Annotated in this window: 21 protein-coding genes; 12 read left to right on the top strand and 9 right to left on the bottom strand. The window is 66.7% G+C overall.

Going from position 1 to position 23,243, the window contains the following annotated elements; genetic code table 11:
• Positions 1-30 precede the first annotated feature (30 nt).
• On the top strand, positions 31-729 hold the full coding sequence (locus ABD687_RS05720) for a 4a-hydroxytetrahydrobiopterin dehydratase (protein ID WP_302265570.1): 699 nt from the start codon (positions 31-33) through the stop codon (positions 727-729).
• A gap of 105 nt (positions 730-834) precedes the next feature.
• Here the strand turns inward: ABD687_RS05720 and ABD687_RS05715 are convergent, their stop codons facing one another.
• Together ABD687_RS05715 and ABD687_RS05710 are read right to left on the bottom strand one after the other, a co-directional pair.
• On the bottom strand, positions 835-1,056 hold the full coding sequence (locus ABD687_RS05715; protein ID WP_264270950.1) for a DUF3107 domain-containing protein: 222 nt from the start codon (positions 1,054-1,056) through the stop codon (positions 835-837).
• 71 nt (positions 1,057-1,127) lie between these two features.
• On the bottom strand, positions 1,128-1,709 hold the full coding sequence (locus ABD687_RS05710) for a TetR/AcrR family transcriptional regulator (RefSeq protein WP_264270951.1): 582 nt from the start codon (positions 1,707-1,709) through the stop codon (positions 1,128-1,130).
• Between the two features lie 171 nt (positions 1,710-1,880).
• On the opposite strand from ABD687_RS05710, the gene moeB reads away from it, so the two are divergent.
• Entirely contained in the window at positions 1,881-3,104 is a 1,224-nt protein-coding gene (gene moeB / locus ABD687_RS05705; RefSeq protein WP_377700309.1) for a molybdopterin-synthase adenylyltransferase MoeB, read from the top strand.
• Positions 3,105-3,203: 99 nt separating this feature from the next.
• On the opposite strand, the gene ABD687_RS05700 is transcribed toward moeB, so the two are convergent.
• Positions 3,204-4,583, bottom strand: a complete 1,380-nt coding sequence (locus tag ABD687_RS05700; RefSeq protein ID WP_310293522.1) for a glutamyl-tRNA reductase — start codon at positions 4,581-4,583, stop codon at positions 3,204-3,206.
• A 264-nt stretch (positions 4,584-4,847) separates the two neighbouring features.
• On the opposite strand from ABD687_RS05700, the gene hemE reads away from it, so the two are divergent.
• The 9 genes from hemE to ABD687_RS05655 all read left to right on the top strand — a co-directional run bounded on the left by hemE (position 4,848) and on the right by ABD687_RS05655 (position 16,028).
• Positions 4,848-5,918: a uroporphyrinogen decarboxylase gene (gene hemE, locus ABD687_RS05695; protein WP_264270953.1), complete on the top strand. Its 1,071-nt coding sequence runs from the start codon at positions 4,848-4,850 to the stop codon at positions 5,916-5,918.
• 117 nt (positions 5,919-6,035) lie between these two features.
• The gene (locus tag ABD687_RS05690) at positions 6,036-7,847 is read left to right on the top strand and encodes a protoporphyrinogen/coproporphyrinogen oxidase (protein WP_310292874.1); all 1,812 of its coding nucleotides are present in this window, start codon (positions 6,036-6,038) and stop codon (positions 7,845-7,847) included.
• Positions 7,848-7,934: 87 nt separating this feature from the next.
• Positions 7,935-8,648 carry a hydrogen peroxide-dependent heme synthase gene (hemQ, locus tag ABD687_RS05685; protein ID WP_372342947.1) on the top strand — a complete coding sequence of 238 codons (714 nt, stop codon included), beginning with the start codon at positions 7,935-7,937 and terminating at the stop codon, positions 8,646-8,648.
• Positions 8,645-9,850: a ferrochelatase gene (locus ABD687_RS05680; RefSeq protein ID WP_310292876.1), complete on the top strand. Its 1,206-nt coding sequence runs from the start codon at positions 8,645-8,647 to the stop codon at positions 9,848-9,850. Before hemQ ends, ABD687_RS05680 begins: the two co-directional genes overlap by 4 nt.
• Positions 9,847-10,821 carry a hydroxymethylbilane synthase gene (gene hemC, locus ABD687_RS05675; RefSeq protein ID WP_264270955.1) on the top strand — a complete coding sequence of 325 codons (975 nt, stop codon included), beginning with the start codon at positions 9,847-9,849 and terminating at the stop codon, positions 10,819-10,821. Before ABD687_RS05680 ends, hemC begins: the two co-directional genes overlap by 4 nt.
• 8 nt (positions 10,822-10,829) lie before the next feature.
• Positions 10,830-11,702, top strand: a complete 873-nt coding sequence (locus ABD687_RS05670) for a uroporphyrinogen-III synthase (protein ID WP_310292879.1) — start codon at positions 10,830-10,832, stop codon at positions 11,700-11,702.
• A gap of 122 nt (positions 11,703-11,824) precedes the next feature.
• Entirely contained in the window at positions 11,825-12,808 is a 984-nt protein-coding gene (gene hemB / locus ABD687_RS05665) for a porphobilinogen synthase (RefSeq protein ID WP_310292881.1), read from the top strand.
• Positions 12,808-14,121 (top strand): glutamate-1-semialdehyde 2,1-aminomutase, encoded by a 1,314-nt coding sequence (gene hemL, locus ABD687_RS05660; protein WP_264270958.1) that lies wholly within the window; start codon positions 12,808-12,810, stop codon positions 14,119-14,121. The genes hemB and hemL overlap by 1 nt, the downstream gene beginning before the upstream one ends.
• A 380-nt stretch (positions 14,122-14,501) precedes the next feature.
• Complete coding sequence (locus tag ABD687_RS05655) at positions 14,502-16,028, top strand: amino acid permease (RefSeq protein ID WP_264270959.1); 1,527 nt, start codon at positions 14,502-14,504, stop codon at positions 16,026-16,028.
• Between the two features lie 174 nt (positions 16,029-16,202).
• Here the strand turns inward: ABD687_RS05655 and ABD687_RS05650 are convergent, their stop codons facing one another.
• The 6 genes from ABD687_RS05650 to ABD687_RS05625 form a co-directional block, all read right to left on the bottom strand.
• Positions 16,203-16,625, bottom strand: a complete 423-nt coding sequence (locus ABD687_RS05650; RefSeq protein ID WP_264270960.1) for a GNAT family N-acetyltransferase — start codon at positions 16,623-16,625, stop codon at positions 16,203-16,205.
• A gap of 104 nt (positions 16,626-16,729) precedes the next feature.
• Positions 16,730-18,628, bottom strand: a complete 1,899-nt coding sequence (locus ABD687_RS05645) for an HNH endonuclease signature motif containing protein (protein WP_310292883.1) — start codon at positions 18,626-18,628, stop codon at positions 16,730-16,732.
• A gap of 290 nt (positions 18,629-18,918) precedes the next feature.
• Entirely contained in the window at positions 18,919-19,770 is an 852-nt protein-coding gene (locus ABD687_RS05640; RefSeq protein ID WP_264270962.1) for a MetQ/NlpA family ABC transporter substrate-binding protein, read from the bottom strand.
• 132 nt (positions 19,771-19,902) lie between these two features.
• Positions 19,903-20,583, bottom strand: coding sequence for a methionine ABC transporter permease (locus ABD687_RS05635; protein ID WP_264270963.1), 681 nt, complete (start codon positions 20,581-20,583; stop codon positions 19,903-19,905).
• A gap of 3 nt (positions 20,584-20,586) precedes the next feature.
• Entirely contained in the window at positions 20,587-21,579 is a 993-nt protein-coding gene (locus ABD687_RS05630) for a methionine ABC transporter ATP-binding protein (protein ID WP_264270964.1), read from the bottom strand.
• A 433-nt stretch (positions 21,580-22,012) separates the two neighbouring features.
• Positions 22,013-22,693 carry a 3'-5' exonuclease gene (locus tag ABD687_RS05625; protein WP_264269211.1) on the bottom strand — a complete coding sequence of 227 codons (681 nt, stop codon included), beginning with the start codon at positions 22,691-22,693 and terminating at the stop codon, positions 22,013-22,015.
• Positions 22,694-22,815: 122 nt separating this feature from the next.
• Here ABD687_RS05625 and ABD687_RS05620 point away from each other — a divergent pair, with 122 nt between their 5' ends.
• Positions 22,816-23,238, top strand: a complete 423-nt coding sequence (locus tag ABD687_RS05620; RefSeq protein ID WP_264269212.1) for an MGMT family protein — start codon at positions 22,816-22,818, stop codon at positions 23,236-23,238.
• Positions 23,239-23,243 lie beyond the last annotated feature (5 nt).

Raw genomic sequence — 23,243 nt, 5'->3', positions numbered from 1 at the left:
ACCACGGAACCGAGAGAAACGAGGAGAACCATGGACCTGGACAAGAACTCACCCACCCGTGTGCTGAGCACCTACGAGGTCGCCAGGGCGCTGAAGGAACTGCCGTCCTGGCGCGAACGCCACGGCGCGCTGGTGTGTGCGTGGGAGTTCCCGGATTCGCGCAAGGCCGTGGACTTCCTGGCCATCGTGGCGGAGGCCGCCGAACGCCAGGGGCACCATCCCGACGTGGATTGGCGGTGGAACACCATCTTCCTGAGCACCACCTCGCACGATGTGGGCAGCGAAATCACCCTGCGCGACGTGGCCCTGGCCACGCTGCTCGAATTCGCCGCCGCAGACTCCGCCGCCGTTGCGGCCCCGCAGCGCCACCAAGACGTGCACCTGGGCATCGACACCCGGGATCCGGCACGGCTGGAGGACTTCTGGATCGATGTCATGGGTTACCGCAAGGGCCGCGACGGGGACCTGGTCGACCCCGCGGGACGCAATCCGCGGATCTGGTTCCAGGAAACGGAAACGCCGAACCCCAACCGCATGCACATCGACAAGTACATTTCCCGCTCCGGGCTGGAGCATGCCCAGGCGGAGCTGGAAGCGAGCGCCGGCACGGGGGACAGGACGCACGAGCCAAGCTGGACCATCTACACCGATGCCGACGGCAACCGGGTCTGCCTGTGCACCTCGGATGGGGAACAACCGCCCGCCCTGGACCAACCCGCCCTGGACTAAGGGGCCGGGCCCAAGCCCGCGACGGCGCAGGCTTGGGCAACGCGGACTTAAACAACTCGAGGAGGACGGGTGCCCGTCCTCCTCGAGTCATCGAACGAAAGTGTCCTAGTGGGCGAAGCCCACGCGGCGAGCTTCCTCGACACCGATCTCCACATAAGCGATGCCCGAAACCGGGACCAGCATGAGGCGGCCCTTGGAGTCGGTGAGGCGAAGTTCCCCGCCCGATGCCAAGGCGTCGGACACGCGCTTGGCCAACTCCTCGGCGTTCTCGTCGGATTCGATTACGATCTCGCGGGCAACATTCTGAATTCCAATGCGAACGTCCATGGTGGCCTTCCTGGTTTGTTGCATGTGCCGGCGCCCGGTGGCGCCGACCAACATCTAGTGTTGAATTTACGTCAGGATTCCTTGGGGAATCGACCGATTCCGCGCCAAGCTAAACGCGACACCAAATCACTGGCCTCTTCCATGGGCACCTCATCGGCCATGTCAACCCAGTAACGGGCCGAAACCTGTGCCATCCCGGCCATGGCGCGGCCCATGAGCAGGGCCTGGGCCGGTGCGAGGTTCGTGTCTTCGGCAATGACATCGGCGATGCGACCGGCGAACTCGGCGTTGAACGCCTCGATGCGCCCGCCGATCTCCCGGTCGTTGAGCAGGTCGGACTCGAAGATGAGCCTGAACCCCTGGGAATCGCGGGCGATGTACTCGTAGTAGGCGCGAATCGTCGCGGTGACGCGCAGCTTGTTGTCGGTGGTGGAATTGATCGCGGCCTCCAGCAGGGAGCTGAACTCGTCCATGTGCGTATCCAGCAATGCGACGTACAGTTCCCGCTTGCCCGGGAAGTGCTGGTAGAGCACCGGCTTGGACACCTCGGCAACCTCGGCGATCTCGTCCATCGACGCCCCGTGGAAACCATGGGCGACAAAGACCTGGTGTGCCGCCTGAAGCAGCTGGCGGCGGCGGGCCGCACGCGGCATCCGGGCGGTCCTTGGGGGCCGATCGCCGAGGCTGGGGGGTATGGTCACGTCGGCCCTTTCGCGAAAGCTGGCCGCCCGGCGGCACCGGGCGACATTTCGCACAAGTCTACTCTTGGGTAACGACGGATCCCGGACCTGACGCATCGTGCCGCACAAGACTATGGTGAATACATGGATTCCAGCAGCGAGACCCGAACCCGGAACCGGAACGACTCCACGGGCAGGCCCCCGGCCCTCGTGGCGCCCGGGGACGAGCTCCTGCCCGAGGAGCTGATGCGCTATTCGCGCCAAATCATCATCCCGGAGATCGGGATGGCCGGGCAACGCCGGCTCAAGAACGCGAGCGTCCTGGTCATCGGCGCCGGGGGACTGGGCTCCCCGGCACTGCTCTACCTGGCCGCGGCGGGCGTGGGGACCCTGGGCATCATCGACGACGACGTGGTGGACCTGAGCAACCTGCAGCGCCAGGTCATCCACTCCACGGCAGCCGTGGGGGAGCTGAAGACCGAATCCGCGGCCAGGCGCATCCGCGAGTTGAACCCGCTGGTCGCCGTGAAGCTGCACAACCAGCGGCTGGACACCGCCAACGCCGTGGAGCTCTTCGGCCAATACGACGTGATCCTGGACGGCACCGACAACTTCGCCACCCGCTACCTGGTCAATGACGCAGCGGCGCTCGCCGGCAAGCCGTACGTTTGGGGTTCGATCCTGCGCTTCGACGGGCAGGTATCGGTTTTCTGGGACGAGTACGGGCCGAACTACCGCGACCTGTACCCGACACCGCCGCCGCCGGGCACCGTGCCCTCCTGCTCCGAGGGCGGGGTCTTCGGGGTGCTGTGCTCGCAGGTCGGCTCCGTCATGGTGGCCGAGGCCATCAAGCTCATCACCGGGGTGGGCCGCACGCTGCTGGGTAGGCTGCTGATCCTGGATTCCCTGGACATGACCTGGCGCGAGGTCTCGCTGCGCCCGGACCCACAGGTTGAACCGATCACCGAGCTGCTGGCCAGCTACGACGACTTCTGTTCCACCCCGACGCTGGACGCGGACGGGCTGCGGCTCACCGCGGCGCACAGCATCACGGCCTCCGGGCTGGCGGGGCTCTTGGAGGCGCGCGCCCTAGGGAAGGAAGACTTCCTGCTCATCGACGTACGCGAGCGCGGGGAGGCGGAGATCGTGTCGATCCCCGGTGCCATCCTGGCACCGCGCGGGGCGGTCCTGGCCGGAGAGATCGAATTGCCGCGCGACAAGGAACTGATCCTGCACTGCAAGTCGGGCGGACGTTCCTCCGAAGTCATGCGCTACCTGCTGCGCAACGACTACACCCGGGTGCGCCACGTCGCCGGCGGCATCATGGACTGGATCAGCGACGTGGATCCGAGCCTGCCGAGCTATTGAGCCCGGCGGCCGTCTAAGGGAAACGGCGGGCACGAAAAAGGCGCCGTCGGCAATCCTCAGGGGGCTTGTCGGCGGCGCCTTCGCGCGTTGTCCGGGGCTCTAGACGGCCCGGCTCAGCTGCACGAGGTCCGGGGTCCGGGCCTCGGCGGCGGGGGCGGGGGCGGCGTCGTCCGCCGCGGACCCGGTGACCGGGCAGCGCGAGTCGTTCTTCACCGACGGTGCGCTCGGCGACTCGACCTCGAGGCCGTAGAGCGTCTGCAGGGCCTCGATGTAGTCCCCGGCGCGTCCGGCTGCTGCCAGCTCGCGGGCACGGACCGTGGGCACGTGCAGCAGTTGGCGCATCATCCGGCGCATGGCGAATTCGACTTCCTCGGCCGCGGCGGTGCAGCCGTGCTGGGCACGGACCTTCTCCACCTCGGTCTCGAGCACCTGCTGGGTGTGCTTGCGCAGCGCGACGATGGCGGCGTCGGCGGCGCGCTCGCGCTGTTCCGCGGCGAAGGCCTCGGAGGCATCGAGCACGATGCTTCGGGCCTGGCGCAGCGACTGGGCCTGCTCCTCGGGCGCTGCCATGCGCACCGATTCGAGGTTGATCAAGTCCACGCCCTCCAAGGCTCCGAGTTCCGGGTCGAAGTCATGGGTCAGTGCCAGGTCGATGGCTACCAACGGGCGGGTGCCCCGCTCCAGGGCGGCGATGTCCGCTGCCATCAGGCGGTGGTCCGAGCCGCTGCAGCCGATGATGACATCGGCCTGCTCGAGGGCAGCCTCGAGGGTGGACTCGTCAAGGGCGGTTCCGCCGCGTTTGGCGACGAAGGCCTCGGCGCGACCGGAGGCGGAAAACACCGAGACGTGGTGGGCCGCGCGTTCGCGCAGCAGCGACAGGGTGGCCCCGGCGTAGGCGCCGGTCCCGAAGATCACGACGTTCTTGGTGGACCAGTCGGGGTCGCGGCTCAGGTCTGTGGCCAGCTCCAGGGCGACCGACACGACGGAGAGGCCGCGCGAACCCAGGGAGGTGCGCGATCCGACGTCCTTGGCGGTGCGCGAGGCGGCCTGGAAGAGTCGCACCAGCGAACCGGTCGCGGTTCCCGCTGCCTGCGCCTCATTGAGCGCACGGCGCACCTGTCCGGCGATCTCGCGTTCGCCGATGACGGCGGAGTCGAGTCCCGCGCCGACGGAGAAGAGATGCTCGATGACCTCGGTCTCGGTCTTGGAGACCAGCGCGGTGGAAATGACATCCTGGCTGAGCCCGGTGCTGGCAGCGATCTGGGAGATCACCTCCGACCGGGCGGCGGCCACGTCCTCGGACTGCGGGACTTCGCAGTAGATTTCGTAGCGGTTGCAGGTGGCCAGGGTGATGGCGCCGGCAACCGGGCTCGCCGAAGCGAGCACGACGGAAGCGACCTGGGAGGCGTCGGCACTAATCTTTGCCACGGTCTCGAGGTCGATGTCTGAATGAGAGGCAACGAGAGATAGTAAAACCACAGTGTGTCCAATCATAGCGCTTCTACGTCACGTAGAGCATCGCATGTGACAGGTTCGACCATCCCCCAGGCTGAATCAACAGCGTCCCCAATGAACAGTTCCCCCAAGTACCGCTTCCCCAATGAATCGGTTTCCCCATGATAGCCCCGTTATGTGCCGTGAGGCACTGGTTTCGTACCGGTTTTTTCCCCCCAAATCATGGTGCGTGTTCGCTGGGGGCGTGCGGATTACGATTCGGCGCAACATGTTGGCAGAATCAATGCCATGACGTTGAGCCAGAACCACCCGCTGATGGACGGTCGTACCGCCAATTCCCCGTTGATTTCCGCCTACCGCGGCCAGAAGCCCAGCCGCAGACCCGTGTGGTTCATGCGCCAGGCAGGCCGTTCGCTGCCCGAATACCGCAAGCTGCGCGAGGGCACCGAGATGCTCGAATCGTGCTTGCGTCCGGACATGGCCTCCGAAATCACCTTGCAGCCGGTGCGCCGCCACGACGTGGATGCCGGGATCTTCTTCTCCGACATCGTCATCCCGCTTAAGCTCGCCGGCATCGACGTGGACATCGTTCCGGGCGTCGGCCCGGTGCTGGGCGCCCCGGTGCGCACCGCGGCCGATGTGCGCGCGCTGCCCAAGATGGACGACGCGGCCCTGGACCCGATCCGCGAGGCCGTCGCGATGACCGTGGAGCAACTGGGCAACACCCCGCTGATCGGTTTCGCCGGCGCCCCGTTCACGGTGGCCGCCTACATGGTGGAGGGACGCCCGTCCCGCGACCACATGGGCCCGCGCACCATGATGCACGCGCAGCCCGGCGTCTGGGAGGAACTGGCCAACTGGGCAGCCGATGCTTCCGGCGCGTTCCTGCGCGCCCAGATTGAGGCCGGCGCCTCCGCCGGACAACTCTTCGACTCCTGGGCCGGGTCGCTCTCGCTGGGGGACTACACCAACTTCGTGGCACCCGCCTCGGCGCGTGCCCTGGACCTCGTGCGCGACACCGGCGTCCCGCTGGTGCACTTCGGCACCGGCACCTCCGAACTGCTCGGCGCGATGCGCAACGTGGGCGTCGACGTCATGGGCGTTGACTACCGCCTGCCGCTGGACGAGGCCAACCGCCGCCTGGGCGGGGACATCCCGCTGCAGGGCAACATCGACCCGGCCCTGTTGACCGCACCGTGGGAGGTCCTCGAGGCCCACGTGCGCGAGGTGCTGGCCGCCGGCGACACCGCGCCGGCGCACGTGGCGAACCTGGGCCACGGCGTGCCGCCGGAAACCAACCCGGAGACCCTCACCCGCGTGGTCGAGCTGATTCACTCGATCCCGGTGGCAGGGCGTTAAGCTAGAACCACCAGCAGTACCGCCGGGGTGCGGTGCGCGGGCCTCCGCGCGAAGGCCACGCGCAGCGCACCCCGGACCCGTCAGTTACACCTTCGTTTTCCCGGAAAAGAGTTGATGGTGCCAAACGTCCCAGAGCAGCCCCGCAGCGGCTCGGCCGACGAGGTCGGCGCAACCAGCCACGGGCGCGTGCGCCAGGAACCGGCCGACGCCGGGACGCCGGCGAAAGTATCCGGCCGGGATGTCGACGGCGACCAGGCGCCCGCCGCAGGGCAGGCGCCCGCCGCAGGGCAGGCGCCCGCCAAGGCCAGGCCCACCCAGGTCGCCTCCACTGCGGCTGCCCACGCCCTGCGCCTGCTGAACCGGGCCCGCGGCACCGAGGCCCACCCACCGGCACCAAGTGTTCCCGACGCCCCGTTGGCAGTGGTCGTCGGCGGCGGGATCTCCGGGCTGGTGGCCGCCCGGGAACTGGCGGCCAGCGGCCACCGCGTCCAGCTGCACGAGGCAGGACCCGTCTTCGGCGGCTGCGTGGGACTCCACGAGGTCGCCGGGCTGGCACTGGATGCCGGCGCCGAATCCTTCGCCACCCGCTCCACCGCCGTCGCCGACCTGCTGGGCGAACTGGGCCTGGGTGATGACATCGTCACGCCCGAACCCGGGGGAGCCTGGCTCTACCTCAAGCGCGGGGCGGAGAACGTGGTCCTGCCGCTTCCCGCCACCGGCATCCTGGGCATCCCCGGGGACCCGTGGGCCGAGGAGGTGCGCCGCGCCGTGGGCCGTGCCGGCGCGCTGCGTGCCGCCGCCGACTTGATCACCCCGGTCTCCAAGAAGATCCTCGAGGGCGACATGTCCCTCGGCGCCCTGGTCCGCTCCCGCATGGGCTCGGCGGTGCTGGAGAACCTGGTGACCCCCGTGGTCTCCGGGGTGCACTCGGCGGACCCCGACACCCTTGACGTGGACGCCATCGCGCCGGGGCTGCGCGCGGCCGTGCACAAACACGGCTCGCTGGCCCGCGCCGTCGCAGCCATGCGTGCAGCGGCCCCTGCCGGATCCGCCGTCGCATCCGTCTCCGGGGGCATGAACCGCCTCGCCGCGGCGCTGGTCGCCGACCTCCAGGCCGCGGGCGTCCAGCTGCACGCCAACAGCCCGGTGGCAGGCATCGCGCCGGGCGCCGGGGGCACCGGCTTCCGCATTGAGCTGGCCCCGCGGGCCGCCGCCGCCTCCGCGGCCAAGGACGCCAAGCACGAAAAGGAATCGCGGCACGAACGCCACGAGCGCCAGGCCCACGAGGCCGGGGCCGGGGCCGCCGGGGCCGGACAGCGGCGCGAAGTGCTTGCCGACCGCCTCGTCATGGCCACCGGCGGCGAAACCGCCGTCGATCTTTTGCGCGGCATCGACGCCGGGTTCGCCGAGCACCGCCCGGCTCCGGGTGCCGGCATTTCCCTGGTCACCCTGGTGGTCGACAAGCCCGAACTCGACGACGCCCCGCGCGGCACCGGACTGCTGGTGGCCCCCACCGTCGATGACGTCGGGGCCAAGGCGCTGACCCACGCCACCGCCAAGTGGCACTGGCTCGGGGACGAATCGGGCCCCGGCTCCCATGTGCTGCGCCTGTCCTACGGACGACTCAACGACGTGGCCTCCGCCCTGGTGAACGCCGATGACTCCTCGCTGCGCAACGCGGCGCTGAAGGACGCCTCGGTGCTGCTGGGAATCGAGATCACCGCCGGGGACATCCTGGGCTTCGACGTGGTGCGCTATTCCGGAGCGCTGCCCTTCGCCACCACCGGCCATGCCAAGCGCGTTGCCCTGATCCGCGAACTCGCCGCCACCCACCAGGGGCTGGACATCGTCGGGGCCTGGCTGGCTGGCACCGGCCTGGCCTCCGTCATCGCCGACACCCGCAAACGGCTGCGCATCACCGTCAGCTGAGCCTTCCACCCAGAGATTCGTTTCACTTACGATTACCGCTTCGCCCCCACGGGCGGAGCACCGCCAAGAAAGCAGGAGATCCAAACCATGAGTGCAGTGGAATCCAACTCACCCGTCATCCGCGACCGCGAAGCAGCGGGTTCCGACGCGACCATGTACTACACCCTGTGGACCGTCTTCAAGCGCGATTCGGACCTGGACCGCCACGAGGGCGTCGAGGCGTTTGACGCGCTCATCGCCGAGCTCGCCGCCGAGGGAGTGACCCTGCGCGGCACCTACGACGTCTCCGCCATGCGCGAGGACGCCGACGTGATGACCTGGGTCCACGGCCCGACCGCCGAGTCCCTGCAGGCAGCGGTGCGCAAGATCCGCCGCTCCTACCTCTTCGCCGAGACCTCCATCGTCTACTCGACCATGGGCGTGCACCGCGAGGCCGAGTTCGCCAAGGACCACTCGCCGGCCTTCGCCCGCGGCGTGGCCCCGGAGACCTGGATGACCGTCTACCCGTTCGTGCGCTCCAACGACTGGTACCTGCTGGACCCCAAGGAGCGCGGCAAGATGCTGCGCGACCACGGCATCCTGGGCCGCGAGTTCCCCGAGGTGCTGGCCAACACCGTCGCCGCCTTCTCCTTCAGCGACTACGAATGGCAGATCTGCCTCGAGGCCCCGGACATGATCGACCTCGTCGACATGATGCGCCACCTGCGCTACACCGAGGCCCGCAACCACGTGCGCGAGGAAACCCCGTTCTACACCGGTCGCCGCATTTCCACCGCCGAGGTCGCCGAGGTCCTGCGATGAGCCAGGATTTCGATCCTCGCACCGGATACGACGCCAACGGCGTGATGGAACCCAAGGCGTACGACGCGATCCTGCTGGCGTCCTTCGGCGGCCCCGAGGGCCAGGAGGACGTGATCCCGTTCCTGCGCAATGTCACGGCCGGCCGCGGCATCCCCGACGAGCGCCTCGAGGAGGTCGCCACCCACTACCGGGCCAACGGCGGCGTCTCCCCGATCAACGCGCAGAACCGCGCGTTGAAGGCGGCCCTGGAGGCCGAGTTGGCCGCCCGCGGCATCAACGTGCCGGTCTACTGGGGCAACCGCAACTGGGCGCCGTATGTCGCGGAAACCATCGAGCAGATCCATGCCGAGGGGCACCGCACGGTGCTGATGCTCTCCACCAGCGCCTACTCCGGCTACTCCTCCTGCCGCCAGTACCGCGAGGACCTGGGCGTCGCCCTGCGCGAGACCGGGCTGGAGGGCAAGCTCGAGGTGGACAAGGTGCGCCAGTACTTCGACACCCCCGCGTTCGTGAACCCGTTCATGGACGGGCTGCGCGACTCGCTGGCCAACGTCCGGGCGCAGCTGGCGACGGCCGGCAACCCGGAGGGCGAGATCAGAATCGTCTTTGTCACCCACTCCATCCCGACCTCCGACGCCCAGGCCGCCGGCCCGCGCGAGATGGTCGCGCAGTTGGACACCGACCTGTACTCGGCCCAGCACCTGGCGGTGGCCGACGCGATCCTGGCCGGGGTGCCCGAGGCCGCCGGCCTGGAGCACTCCCTGGTCTTCCAGTCCCGCTCCGGCGCCCCGCACGTGCCGTGGCTGGAACCGGACATCAACGATGCGCTCACGCAGTACCTGGCCGCCGGCGTCGCCGGGGTCGTGGTGATGCCCATCGGCTTCGTCTCGGACCACATGGAGGTCCTCTGGGACCTGGACACCGAGGCGAAGGAAACCTGCGCCGAACTCGGCCTGGCCTTCCACCGCGCCCCGACCCCCGGGACCCACGCCACGTTCGTCTCCGGCATGGTCGACCTGGTGGCCGAGCGCCTGGCCGGCCCCGACGGAAGCGCGCTGAAGCCCGGACGCGCCTCGGTCGCCGAGCTCGGCCCGTGGTTCGATGTGTGCCGCCCCAACTGCTGCGTGAAGGTGATGCGCGACGGGAGCACCAAACCGACCATCGCCGCCGTCGACTCCGAGGTCGGGGTGCCTGCATCATGAGCGCCGAACGCTTCACCATCGGCACCCGCGGCTCTGCGCTGGCCACCACGCAGACCGGGAACGTCGCCGCGCAACTGCACGAGATCTCCCAGGTCCCCTACGACACCGTGCTGGTCAAGACCGAGGGGGACGTGACCACCGGTCCGCTGTCCCAGCTCGGCGGCACCGGCGTGTTCGCCGCCGCCCTGCGCCAGGCGCTCTACGAGGGCAACTGCGACCTTGCGGTGCACTCGCTCAAGGACCTGCCCACCACGCAGCCCGAGGGCCTGGTCATTGCCGCCACGCCGAAGCGAGCGGACGTTCGCGACGCCTTGTGCGCCCGCGACGGGCTTTTCCTGGCCGAATTGCCCGAGGGAGCCACCGTCGGCACCGGATCCCCGCGCCGCGCCGCCCAGGTGCTGGCCTTCCGGCCGGATCTGAAGATCGTGGACATCCGCGGCAACGTCGGCACCCGGCTGGGCCGGGTCAAGGGCTCGCCGGCGCAAAAGGACGACGGGGGAGTGGGGCGCACCGCCCAGGGCGACCTGGACGCGGTCATCCTGGCCGCCGCCGGCCTGGAGCGCCTGGGCCTGGAATCGCACATCACCGAGTACCTGGACCCGGAGATCATGCTCCCGGCCCCCGGCCAGGGCTCCCTGGCCGTGGAGGTGCGGACCGGCGGCAGCGGACACCCGTCCGTCGACGCGGCCTTGGAAACCATGGACGACGGCGACACGCGCCTGGCCATCACCGCCGAGCGCGCGCTGCTGGCCCGCCTCGAGGCCGGCTGCGCCGCGCCCATCGGCGCGCTGGCCACGGTGCACGGCGAAGTCCTGGTACTCGACTCGGTGGCTTGCCGTCCGGACGGCACCGACACCATGCGCCGCTCCGCCACCACGCAAACGCTCACCGTCGACGGCGCCCACGCCCTGGGCGTGGCGCTGGCCGAGCAATTGCTGCGCGAGGGCGCTGCCGACCTGGCGGGACTCTAGTCGCCACCATGAACGCTGATTCAGTGCTCGCCGGCCGCACCGCCCTGCTGCTGCGCGACCCCGCGCGGGCCGCGGAAACGGTGGCGCGGCTGGCGGCGCGCGGCGCGTCCGCGGCCGTGTGCAGGCTCATCGACTTCGAGCTGCCCGCCGACACCGGCGTGCTGGATGCCGGGGTGCGCCGGCTGCTGGACGGCGAGTTCGACTGGCTGGTGCTCACCTCGGTGAATACGGCCAGGGCCCTTGAACTCCGCGCCCGGGCCCTGGGCCTGGAACTGCGCATTCCGCGAAACACGCGGGTTGCGGTGGTCGGCGAGGCGACGGCGCGCGCCGTGAAGGCGCTGGGCGCGTCCGTGGACTTCATGCCGGAGCACGACCATTCGGCGCGCGGCATGCTCGCCGAGTGGGAGGAACTCAGCTCCCCGCCCCCGGCCGGCAAGGCGCACACCGCATTCATGCCGCAGGCTGACATCGCCTCCCCGACGTTGCGCGACGGCTTCACCGCCAGCGGCTGGGACGCACATATCGTCATCGCCTACCGCACCGTCCCGGCCCCCGCAGATCCCGAATTGGCCCTGCAGCCCCCGCTGCCGGACCCCGACCTGCCCCACGGCAGCCACACCCTGGCCCGGGACCAGCTGCCCGCCGCCGTGGACCGGCTGGATGCGGTGTTCTTCACCTCTCCGAGCACCGTGGACCAGTTCCTGTCCCTGGTCCCGGCACCCGGGGCGAACCTGGCGCTGGTGGCAATCGGCGACAGCACCGCTGCCCGCCTGCGCGCCCACGGGCTGGAGCCGACCGCCACCGCCGGTTTCCCGACCCCCGAGGGCCTCATCAACGCCTGGGAGCAATCCCTGCAGCCCGCGCAAGAACCCCCGACCTAGGGGGGATCCCGCGGCGCCGGCCCGAAGTCGGCGCCGCACACCCCCCAGCTTTCGAACCACCGCCAGCCTTCGAACCACCCCCGCCTTCAAACCCCCAGTCACGAGCTTCACAAGGAGCCAGAATGTCATTCCCCGCCCGCAGGCCCCGTCGCCTGCGCACCACCCCAGCGATGCGCCGGCTTTCGGCCGAGCTCGTGATGGCCCCGCAGCAGCTGATCCTGCCCGCGTTCGTGCGCGAGGGGCTCACCGAACCGAACCCGATCACCTCCATGCCGGGGGTTGTCCAGCACACCATGGACACGCTTAAGGCAGCCGCCGCCGAGGCCGTCACGCTGGGCCTGGGAGGTATCATGCTCTTCGGCATCCCGGAGACCCGCGACGCCACCGGCAGTGCGGGCGTGGACCCGGCCGGCATCCTGAACCGCGGGATCGAGGCAGTGCGCGCCGAGGTCGGCGACGAGCTGGTCATCATGTCCGATGTCTGCCTGGACGAATTCACCGACCACGGCCACTGCGGCGTGCTCGATGCGGCGGGCAATGTCGACAACGACGCCACGCTCGAAATCTACGGCCGCATGGCCGTCGCGCAGGCCGAGGCCGGAGCGCACATGCTCGGCCCTTCGGGCATGATGGACGGCCAGGTAGCGGTGATCCGCCAGGCGCTGGACGACGCCGGTCACCAGGATGTCTCCATCCTCGCCTACGCCGCGAAGTACGCCAGTGCGTTCTACGGCCCGTTCCGCGAGGCCGTCGATTCCCAGTTGAAGGGCGATCGCCGAACCTACCAGATGGATGCCTCCAACCGCCGCGAGGCGATGATCGAGGTCGAGCTGGACCTGGCCGAGGGCGCCGACATGGTCATGGTCAAGCCGGCCATGAGCTACCTGGACGTGCTGGCCGACGTGGCCGCCATGTCCCCGGTGCCGGTCTCCGCCTACCAGATCTCCGGCGAGTACGCGATGATCGAGGCCGCCGCCGCCAACGGCTGGATCGACCGCCGCGCCGCCATCACCGAATCCGTGCTGGGCATCCGCCGCGCCGGGGCCGACACCGTGTTGACCTACTGGGCCAGCGAGCTCGCCCAGTGGCTGAAAGAAGGAAAATAATGACCAGCTCCGCAGAACTCTTCGCCACCGCCCAGCAGCTCATGCCCGGCGGGGTGAACTCCCCGGTGCGCGCCTTCGGCTCGGTCGGCGGGGTTCCCCCGTTCATGGTCGGTGCCAAGGGCGCCTACCTGACCGACGCCGATGGCAACTCCTACGTCGACCTGGTCTGCTCCTGGGGACCGGCGTTGCTGGGCCACGCCCACCCCGCCATCCAGGATGCGGTCCACGCGGCGGTCGACCGCGGCCTGTCCTTCGGCGCCTCCACGCCCGACGAGGGCAAGCTGGCCCGCCTGGTGATGGATCGCTTCGGCGGCGTCGAGCGCATGCGCATGGTCTCCACCGGCACCGAGGCCACCATGACCGCGGTGCGCCTGGCCCGCGGCTACACCGGCCGCGACCTGATCGTGAAGTTCGCCGGCTGCTACCACGGCCACCTCGACGGACTGCTGGCCGCCGCCGGCTCCGGCCTGGCGACCCTGGCACTGCCCGGCTCAGCAGGAGTCACCGCGGCCACCGCCGCCGAAACCCTGGTGCTGCCGTACAATGACCGCGAGGCCATCACCACCGCGTTCGCCGAGCACGGGGAACGGATCGCGGCGGTCATCACCGAATCGGCACCCTGCAACATGGGTGTTGTCACCCCGGAAGCCGGCTTCAACAAGTTCCTGGCCGAGACCACTCGCGCCAACGGCGCGCTGCTGATCTTGGATGAGGTGCTCACCGGGTTCCGCGCCTCGGACGCCGGCTACTGGGGACTGACGGGCCGCACCGAGGGCTGGACCCCGGATCTCTACACCTTCGGCAAGGTCATCGGCGGCGGCCTGCCCACAGCTGCCCTGGGCGGCCGCGCGGAGGTCATGGACTACCTGGCCCCGCTGGGCCCGGTGTACCAGGCCGGCACGCTCTCGGGCAACCCGGTGGCCATGGCCGCCGGCATTGCCCAGCTGACCAACGCCACCGCCGAGGTCTACGCGCACATCGACGAGAAGTCCCTGCAGCTGCAGGCGGCCCTCACCGAGGCACTGGGTGCCGCCGGTGTCGACCACTCGATCCAGCGTGCCGGCAACCTGTTCTCGGTCGCCTTCGGCACCTCGGAACACGGGGTGCACAACTACGAACAGGCCCAGGCGCAGGAAGCATACCGCTACGCACCGTTCTTCCACTCGATGCTGGAAGCGGGAATCTACCTGCCGCCGAGCGTATTCGAGGCCTGGTTCCTGTCCTCGGCGCACGACGATGACGCCATGGAAAAGATCTTCGCTGCGCTTCCGGCTGCCGCACGCGCGGCGGCATCGGCGGTTCCCACCGTCTAGCCCCAACAAGTGCTGTGAAAGCCCCCGGATGCTGCCGTGTCAATCGCTTGATGCAGCAGTTTCCGGGGGTATTTTCATTTGTTCGGGTACTTCACGCCGCGTTGAGAATAAAATTTGGTGAGGTCTAGGCCACTTTCCCCTCCGGCTTTTCTGCGGGGCCGCGGCCTGTGGGGGAAAGCGGCACAGCCGTCTACGGGAATGCAGGGAACAGTAAAACGGTACGTCAGATATCGATTGTTTGACCTGTTCGGGTGTGGGGGCGGGTGCTCTGATTCCCGGCGCAGGGACGCACCCGGGGCGATCGGTTCGCCAGGGCGTATTGGCGACGCGGCTACGCTTGTCCGGTTAGTTTTCGCGTTTCGTTGCCGCCGAGGAATTCAGTGAGCCTTTTTCGTACCAAACCCGTGGAGAGTTTCCTGGCAGACGCCGCGGAACCGGGACGACAGCTCAAGCGGTCCCTGAACACTTGGGATCTGATGATCATGGGTGTCGCAGTGTCGGTGGGCGCCGGAATCTTCTCCGTGGGCGCACGGGCCGCAGCAAGCTTTTCCGGTCCCGCAGTCACGCTGTCATTCGTGATCGCCGCACTGACCTGCGCCATGGCCATCATGTGCTACGCGGAATTCGCGACGGCGATCCCCGTCGCGGGTTCGGCTTATGTGTTCTCCTACGCCACCATGGGCGAGTTCGTCGCGTGGATCATCGGTTGGAACCTGATCCTCGAACTTTTCACGGCGACTGCGGTGATCGCCAAGTATTGGGGTATCTACCTCACCGAAGTTTTCCAGCTCGTGGGAGTACACCTCTCACCCACCATTGACCTAGGCATCGTCACCATGAGCTGGGGACCATTGCTGATCGTTGCGCTGTTCACGCTGTTGCTCGTCATGGGCACCAAGCTGTCAGCCACGGTCGGGAATGTGTTCACCATCATCAAGATCGCCGTCGTGCTCTTTGTCATCGTCGCCGGTCTGTTCTACATCAAGGCGGAGAACTTCACTCCGTTCATCCCGGAAGCCATTCCGGCCACGGGGGATGGCACCACCGACGTGCTCAAGCAGTCGCTCTTCGCCTTTGCCACGGGTGCCGCTCCGGCACAGTACGGCATGATGGGTGTGCTGGCCGGAGCCGCGCTGGTCTTCTTCGCGTTCGTCGGCTTCGACGTCGTGGCAACCAGCGCCGAAGAGGTCACCAACCCGAACAAGACGCTGCCCCGCGGCATCTTCGCCGGCCTTGCCCTGACCACGCTGCTGTACGTGGGTGTCTCATTCGCACTGACGGGCATGGTGTCCTACAAGGATCTGGCAGCGGTCGAAACCCCGACGCTGGCCACCGCGTTCTCGCTGGTAGGCAACGACGGGGCAGCATCGGTCATCGCCGTCGGCTCGCTCATCGGCCTAACCACAGTGGTCATGGTGCTGCTGATGGGGCTCTCGCGAGTGGTGCTGGCCATCAGCCGCGACGGGCTGCTGCCGCACTCCCTGTCCAAGACCAGTGCCAAACGCGGCACCCCGGTGCGCATCACCGTAATTTGCGGTTCCCTGGTTGCCCTGGTGGCCGGGTTCACCCGAGTGGACGTGCTCGAGGAAATGATCAATATCGGCACGCTTTCGGCGTTCGTGATGGTCAGCCTGGGCATCATCGTGTTGCGCCGCAAGCGCCCGGATCTCAAGCCGGCCTTCCGGGTACCGTTCGGTCCGGTCATCCCAATTGTCTCGGCCCTGCTGTGCACCTATCTGATGCTCAACCTGGCCGTCGAGACGTGGATCTACTTTGTTGTGTGGTTGGTTCTCGGCGTGCTGATCTACTTCGGCTACGGACGCAGCCACTCTCGCCTTGACGAAAAGCATGCGGATCAGGTGGCGGCGATGGAAGAGATTGCTGAGCCGGAGCTTGCGGCCAAGTAGGACGTAAGAGCGGCTGGCTGCCTGGCTAGCCAGTTGCGGTAGCGGTTAATCTGTGACCGACGGTGTATTAAGTCTCTCTGATTCAGAGGCAGGCGCCGGCGCCGTTGATATCTTCGCGCAGCACCGGGGTATTGGCCCGGGGCACGCACTCCGATCAGGGCTTCGGCCTTCAACTTAGTCGCATTTGACGAAGGCAAGCATTGCACCGGAAGGGAACTCGCTGGCCTGCGTCATGCCGAGCGACTCGTAGAACGCCTTCTGCCCGGGCTCATCGTCGGTCAACAGGACTTTCTGCCGAACGCCTGGATATTGCGCGAAGATCAGCTCGGCAAGCCCGCGGCCAATCCCTGCCCGGTGGTGATCCGGGTGGACAAGAATATCCTGCAGGTAGCAGATCGAAGCGCCATCGGAAATGCTCCGGGCCAAGCCGACCAGCTGGTTGCCGACGTGGACAACAGCTACCGTGTGCGATCCTTGAATCGCGGCCAACAGGGTATCGGGGGAGTTCGTGTAGGCGCTCCAGCCGACTGCGTTGTACAAACCGATCAGCTCGATGGCCTCGATCTGCTTAGTGAGTGAATACGCAATGTTCTCCATTCCCGTTGTTCTATCACACCGCGCATATGACAGTAGGGAGGCGTTGGCCGCGTGCCGCGACTGGGTCAGTGGACCACGGTGACCTACGCGATGAATGGAGAAGATCAGGCAGCTGCGGTTTCCGGATGGAAGACCCAGTTCCGCCTGGGTAATCGCAGCGGATCCCGCGATGCGGGCAGCACCACATGGGGGATTTGGGCGATCACAACGACCTCAAAATGCCCCGCATGGTAGGCAGTGTGGCAGCGGATGCACAATAACAACCCGTTGGACACATTGGTCTTCCCACCTTCGGAAAACGCCTTGATGTGGTGGACTTCAGTGCGGTGCACCGGCATCGAACAACCGGGATTTGCACAGCCGCGGTCGCGGGCGGCGATGGCCCGCTTCTGCGCCTTGGTGAAGTAACGAATTTTCCTGCCAAGATCCAGCGGCTGGCTGTTGCCGCCCATGACCAGCGGCAGGATTCCAGCATTGCAGGCCAGCCGACGCGCTGTTGCAGCGGAAACGAGTTCTCCGTGCTGGGTGAAGCCGGGTTCGGTGGTGATCCCGGCCAGGGCATCGTAGGTAATCGTCACCAGGATGTCTATGCGGGAGCCCATCGGCATCCACACGTCCTCGGGTGTTTGCGGGTCGATCAATCTGGTGATTGCGTCGAACACCACCTGGTAGAGCCTGCGTGCGCGCAACCTGGCGTTTGTTTCCTTGGCGGTCTCCCCGGGGAGCGGTGCTTCCTCGGGAGAGATGACAATCGGGTGGCCAACGTCGTTGAAGCCCGCGCGTGGGCGTTGGTCGACCGGCGTGTCGGGGTTTGCCGCCCAATCGGGGATGGGGAGGAAGTCCTGGTCGAAGGGGGTGCCGAGTGTACCGGGAGTGCCCGATGCGGTGAATCGGACACCAGCGGTGGAAGGATTGTCGTCCGTGGACATGTCCGTGGCATCCTCCGAGGAGCCGCTGCCGTCGGCGTCGTCCTCGGGGGAGCTCGCGGTATCGGCGTCGGCGGTAGTGGGGATGCAGTCCATGGCCTCGTCCTCGCCGGGCTCATCGGCATTGCCACGATCGGTGGGGACGGGGAGCTGGCCGGAGGAAGTGCGGGGGTTGTTCTGATCGTCGGCCAAGCTCATCAGTTGTTCGTGGCCCACGGCGTCGGTGGTCAACTCCCAGACATAGCCGGTGGGCCGTTTGCCCTTGAAACGCAGGTTGAGGTTGCGCTCCATGATGGCTTCCTCGCGGTCGAGAACACTGCGGTCAAGGTCGACGGATGCCCGCTTGATCAACTTTTCGACGGTCTTCTGTCCGGCGGTGGCCAAGGTGCCTGCTACCAGGGCCTCGAGCTTGGTGCGAACGTCGTGGGGATCCGGTTGGATTTCGATGGAGGGCTCGAGTGCCGCGAGCTTGGCCGCGGCGCTGGCAATGGCGCGCGGATCGACTGAACCCGACGCCAGGATACTGCCCAATTGTGGGTAACTGGCCGGGGCACTCTGCCCGTCGGCATCGAGATGCGGCAGCAGCCGATCGTGGGATTTCACGCGGTGCTCGGCAGTGAAGTAGTCGAGATTGAACTGGGACTCCAGAAACTCTGGGGTGCCTTTGTGCAGCGGTTTGCGATCGGCGGCGCTCACGGCGTCGGCAGGAAGCTGCGTATCTCCGTGGGCGAAGGGCTCCGGTGCGGCCAACACTCGGTTGAGCTCGGCCAGCGCGCCGTCGGTCAACGTATTGACCTCGGTCATGTCGCACGAGCCCGCGGCGATGATTTGCGCGTGGCTGCCCGCATGGGCGAAGCGCTCGGATAGTCGCGCAAAGGCCGCGGCGCGGACCGGAGAGCCACCGATGGACCGATCCGCAGCATCAACGGTCCGGCGCAGCAGGAGTTCGAGCGCTGCAAGGGTTCGCAACGGGTCGATGGGCGTGCCGGCATTCGGGGTTGGGCCGGTGGTCCCGGTTCCCAGTGCCCCGTTGAGCGCGGTCAGTGCCGCGTCGATGATGCCGGTGGCTGTGCCCATGTCTCCCATGATGCGCCTGGCGCCACGCGTGTGGGTGGCACGTGGCGGGGTTGTGGATAAGCGCCGGGTGCACTCGGGCGTTGCCGGCAGCGGAGACGGAGGGGAGCAACGCCTGTGGCGACCAACGTCGGGCACCAGGCAGGATGCGCCGGGCCTGCGGTGGGAAATGAGGCGATTCAGAGACAAAGAACGCGCTGTTCCCCCCTCCAGCCGCAAGGCAGAAGCAGGGGGAACAGCGCGTTCTCGGGTTCACTGCCCGGCCGCGATTGCCGCCGGGAGTGGGGTGGGGCCTAGAAGGCGGGGATGACGCTTCCGTCGGTCCAGGTCTTCTTGATGTAGTCTCCAACCTCGGCCGAGTGGAGAAGCTCTTCGAGCTTGGCGATGGCCGCGGTCTTTTCGCCTTCACGCCAGGTGAGGAAGTTGGCGTTCGGGTTGTCGATGGCCGATTCCTGGGCAACGACCTCGTCCAGGTTCAGCTTCGCCTGGGCGATGTAGTTGCCGTTGATGATGGACAGGCCGATGGTCGGATCCTCGGCGTAGAACTTGGGAACCTGTTCGGAGTTGACTTCCTTGAACGTCAGCTTCTTCGGGTTCTTGGCTTCGTCGCCCTCAAGGGTCAGTGCCGAGTCGGTGTCCTCGAGGCCGGTGAGCACGCCGGCGGTTTCCAGGACGCGCAGGCCGCGCAGCTGGTTCACCGGGTCGTTGTTCAGCAGCACGGTGGAGCCCTCGGTGACCTCGGCGATGTCCTTGAACTTCTTGGAGAAGACGGTCAGCGGCTCGACGTGGATGCCCGCGCCGTGCTCGAACTTGTATCCCTTGGACTTCACCTGGTCTGCGAGGTATGCCTCGGTCTGGAAGTAGTTGGCATCCAGGGTCTTGTCGGCCAGTGCGATGTTCGGCGTCTGGTAGTCGTCGATTTCGGTGATTTCCAGGTCGATGCCCGCATCCTTGGCCAGGTTCTCATCGATGTACTGGAGGATCTGGGCATGCGGGATCGGGCTGGAGCCGACCTTCACAATGGTCGGGTTGGCCGGGTCGAGGGTTGCTTCCGCGCTGGGGGTGGTGGCAGTGCCGCCTCCGCAAGCCGTCAGTGCGAACAACGTGGCGACACCGGTCAGGGCAAGTGCGAGTTTCTTACGCATGGGATGCGCTTCCTTTTCATCAAGTTCCGGTGTCGGCGACAGCGGAAAACAAACGCAGCTAGCGGCTACTGGCTGCGCGCCGGCGGGATGAGCCGTCGGAATTCTTTGGTGCCGGGGCAGGGCCCCGACGGTTTAGCGGTGGTCGACGAGGCGGGCCAGCCGGTCGCCGAGGATCTGGACCAGCTGGACCAGGAGAACCATGATCACGATGGTCACGATCATCACGGTGCCGTCATAGCGCTGGAAACCGTAGTTGTAGGCCAGACGGCCCAGGCCGCCACCGCCGACCAGACCGGCCATCGCGGAGTACCCGATGAGCGTGACGACGGTGGTGGTGGTTGCCGCGATGATCCCCGGCAGTGCTTCCGGGACCAGGACCTTGCGGGTGACCTGCATCTTCGTCGAACCCATGACCAGGGCCGCATCGATCTTTCCGGTGGAGACGTCGCGCAGCGCGGATTCCACCAGGCGGGCGAAGAACGGGATGGTGCCGATCGTCAGCGACACCGAGGCGGCGACCGGGCCCAGCGAGACGCCGACCAGCAGGGTGGCGAACGGGATCAGGGACAGCATCAGGATGGCAAAGGGGATGGAACGGGTGATGTTGGTGATGACGCCGGAAAGCAGCAGATTCAACCAAGGAATCGGGGTCAACCCGCTCTTGGCGGTGTTCAGCAGGAGAACGCCCAGCGGCAGGCCCACCAAGACTGTGAAGAAGCCGGAGATGCCCGTCATTTGCAGGGTCTCGAGGAACGCCGGCCACATGGCCTTGGTGATGCCGGGGTTGGTCATCAGGTCATTGAAGAAGTCCATTGCTTACTTGCCCTCCTTCACGGTGACTGCGACGCCGTTGGCGAGCAGGTGGTTGGTGATGCCGGTGATGTCTGCTCCCTCGGGAAGCTGGATGCGAATGTGCGCGAATTGGTGTTCGCCGAGATGCTCGACGGAGCCGGCCAGGACGTTTACGTCGGTGTTGAACGTACGGGCAATCGAGGAGATTACCGGCTCGGTTGCCTGGGTGCCGGAGTACAGAAGGTCCAGGACGGTTCCGGCGGGAAGGCTGTCCGGCAATTCACCGGGCATCGGCAACAACGCCTGGGAGAGACGGCCGGCCGGGTCGGCGACGACCTTTTCGATGTCCCCGTGCTCGACGATGCGGCCGGCTTCCAGCAGCGAGACCGAGTCACAGGCCTGCTTCACGACGTTCATTTCGTGCGTGATGATCAGAACCGTGAGGTTCAGGCGGTCGCGGACCGACTTGATGAGCTCGAGGATCTCGTTGGTGGTCTTGGGATCCAGGGCGCTGGTTGGCTCATCACAAAGCAATACGTCGGGATCCGACGACAGGGCGCGGGCGATGCCCACGCGCTGGCGCTGGCCGCCCGAGAGCTGGGCAGGGTAGGCGTCTGCAAACTGGGTCAGACCGACGAGCTCAAGCAGGGCGGTGACCTTTTCGGTGATCTTGGCCTTGGGTGTGCCGATCAACTCCAGCGGGAAAGCCACATTCTGCGCCGTGGTGCGCGAATCCATGAGATTGGCGTGCTGGAAGACCATGCCGATGCGTCGCCGTGCGGTGCGCAAATCGGCATCGGACACGTTGGCCAGTTCCTTGTTGTTAACGGCGACCGACCCGGAGGTGGGTCGGTCCAGCAGGGTGAGGCAACGGACGAGCGTTGATTTTCCTGCTCCGGAATGGCCGATGATGCCGTGGATTTGGCCGGCGTCGACGTGCAAGGAGACACCATCCAGGGCGACGACTTCGCGTCCGCCCTGCCGGTAGACCTTGCGCAGGTCGGTGACTGTGATCAAAAGGGGTGTCCTTAGCAATCAAAAAGAAAAGGGGTACTGGCCATTCAACCACTATCGAATGAATGCGGCGCAATCATGGACATAGTTGGCCATATTTTGCAACCGTTGTCCATAAATGCGGGATCATTCGTCTGATTCACGTGGAATCCAGGCCATTCTCGAAGAAATCGCCGATTGCCCGCGGCAAAAACGCTACGAGGGGTTACCCGATCGTAGGGTGATCTGTGTCACGAGCGTTCTGCGCCTGGGAAATGTTGCCTTCTGTTGCGCCGAAGGCCCGGCATCTGAGACTCCGATGGTCGGACTCCCGGTGCCGTTGATGCCTTTCCCGGCGCTCTTCCGCAGCGAGGACGGAAGGTGCCTTTGCCCACCGAAAACGCCAAAGGCGACCCCATGCAGGGTCGCCTTCAGACTCATTCGCAACGTGGGGGGGCTAGGCCTTGACCGGCCACTGCCCGTCGACGACGGCAGCTGGGTCCTTGCGGCGGAAGAACTCCTGCAGGCTAGCTGCTTGCTCCTTAGCCCAGTCGACCTGGAAATCGTGCAAGTCCGCAGCATCAATCTGCAGGTTCGGGTACTTGGCGGCCTGCGCATCGGCAATCCCGATGGTGGCTGCGGCATCGGCTGCCGACGTGTGTGCGTTCACCAGCTGAACGCCATAGAACTCGCTCATCACCGAGAGGTTTCGCTTGCCGCGGCGGTACTTGTCCACCTGCTTGTCCAGGACGTACGGGTCGATGACCGGCGAGGCGACAAGCGGGTCCAGCAGGTGGCGCTTGGCCTCTCGGTCAAGAACCGTGAAGTCATACGCGGCGTTGAAGGCCATGACAGGCATGGTCTGGAACAGATCGGCAAGGAAGGCCGAGATCTCGGCAACGGCCGTGGCGGAGTCCATTCCCTCTGCCTGGGCCTTGGCGGTGGTGATGCCGTGGATCGCCGCTGCCTCTTCAGGAATCGCCACGCCGGGGTCGACGAGCCATTCCCTGGTCTGCAGGATTTCCGAGCGCCCGTTGACCACGACGATGGAAGCGGTGACGATGCGGGCGTCGAGTGGATCGCGACCAGTGGTTTCCAGGTCGAATGCAGCGCGGGGGAGATTGTGCCAAGAATTCATGAAACCAACGCTACCGGGAACCAGAGACACTTTGGCCCACCGCAGCACGAGCGTGGATGAACACCCTGCGAGAGACCGGATAATGGAGTGATACGTGTGGGGAAAGGGAAAGGGGACAATCGTTGACTCAACCAGGCCAAGAGCCGCTGCGGGACCAAACCGGCCAAGCTGACGGCGGTACTGCCGGGTTGGACTATGACGAAGCCGTCTTTGCCCTCGTTGCGCTGATTCCCTCCGGGAAGGTCCTTTCCTACGGCGACATTGCGGAGCTGCTCGGTTCCGGCGGCCCGCGCCAGGTCGGCAAGACGATGGGCCGCGGCGGAGACGATGTCACCTGGTGGCGGGTCATCCGCTCCAACGGGACCCTTCCGGCGGACTTGCAGTCGATCGCCAACGTGCACTGGGACCGGGAATCCACGCCCCGCACCGCCTCCGGTGTCCGTATGGCGAAGGCCCGCTGGCAACCCTCCGAGGCAGACCACGCGCGCATTGACCGCGTGGCCGAACTGCTGCCGATTCCAAAACGTCACCCGCGAATGATCTGATGGAG

The sequence above is a fragment of the Paeniglutamicibacter sulfureus genome, from assembly GCF_039535115.1.
Lineage (GTDB): Bacteria > Actinomycetota > Actinomycetes > Actinomycetales > Micrococcaceae > Paeniglutamicibacter > Paeniglutamicibacter sulfureus.
The sequence above is the reverse complement of the archived record's forward strand: the minus strand, read 5'-3'. Positions and strand labels throughout refer to the sequence as shown.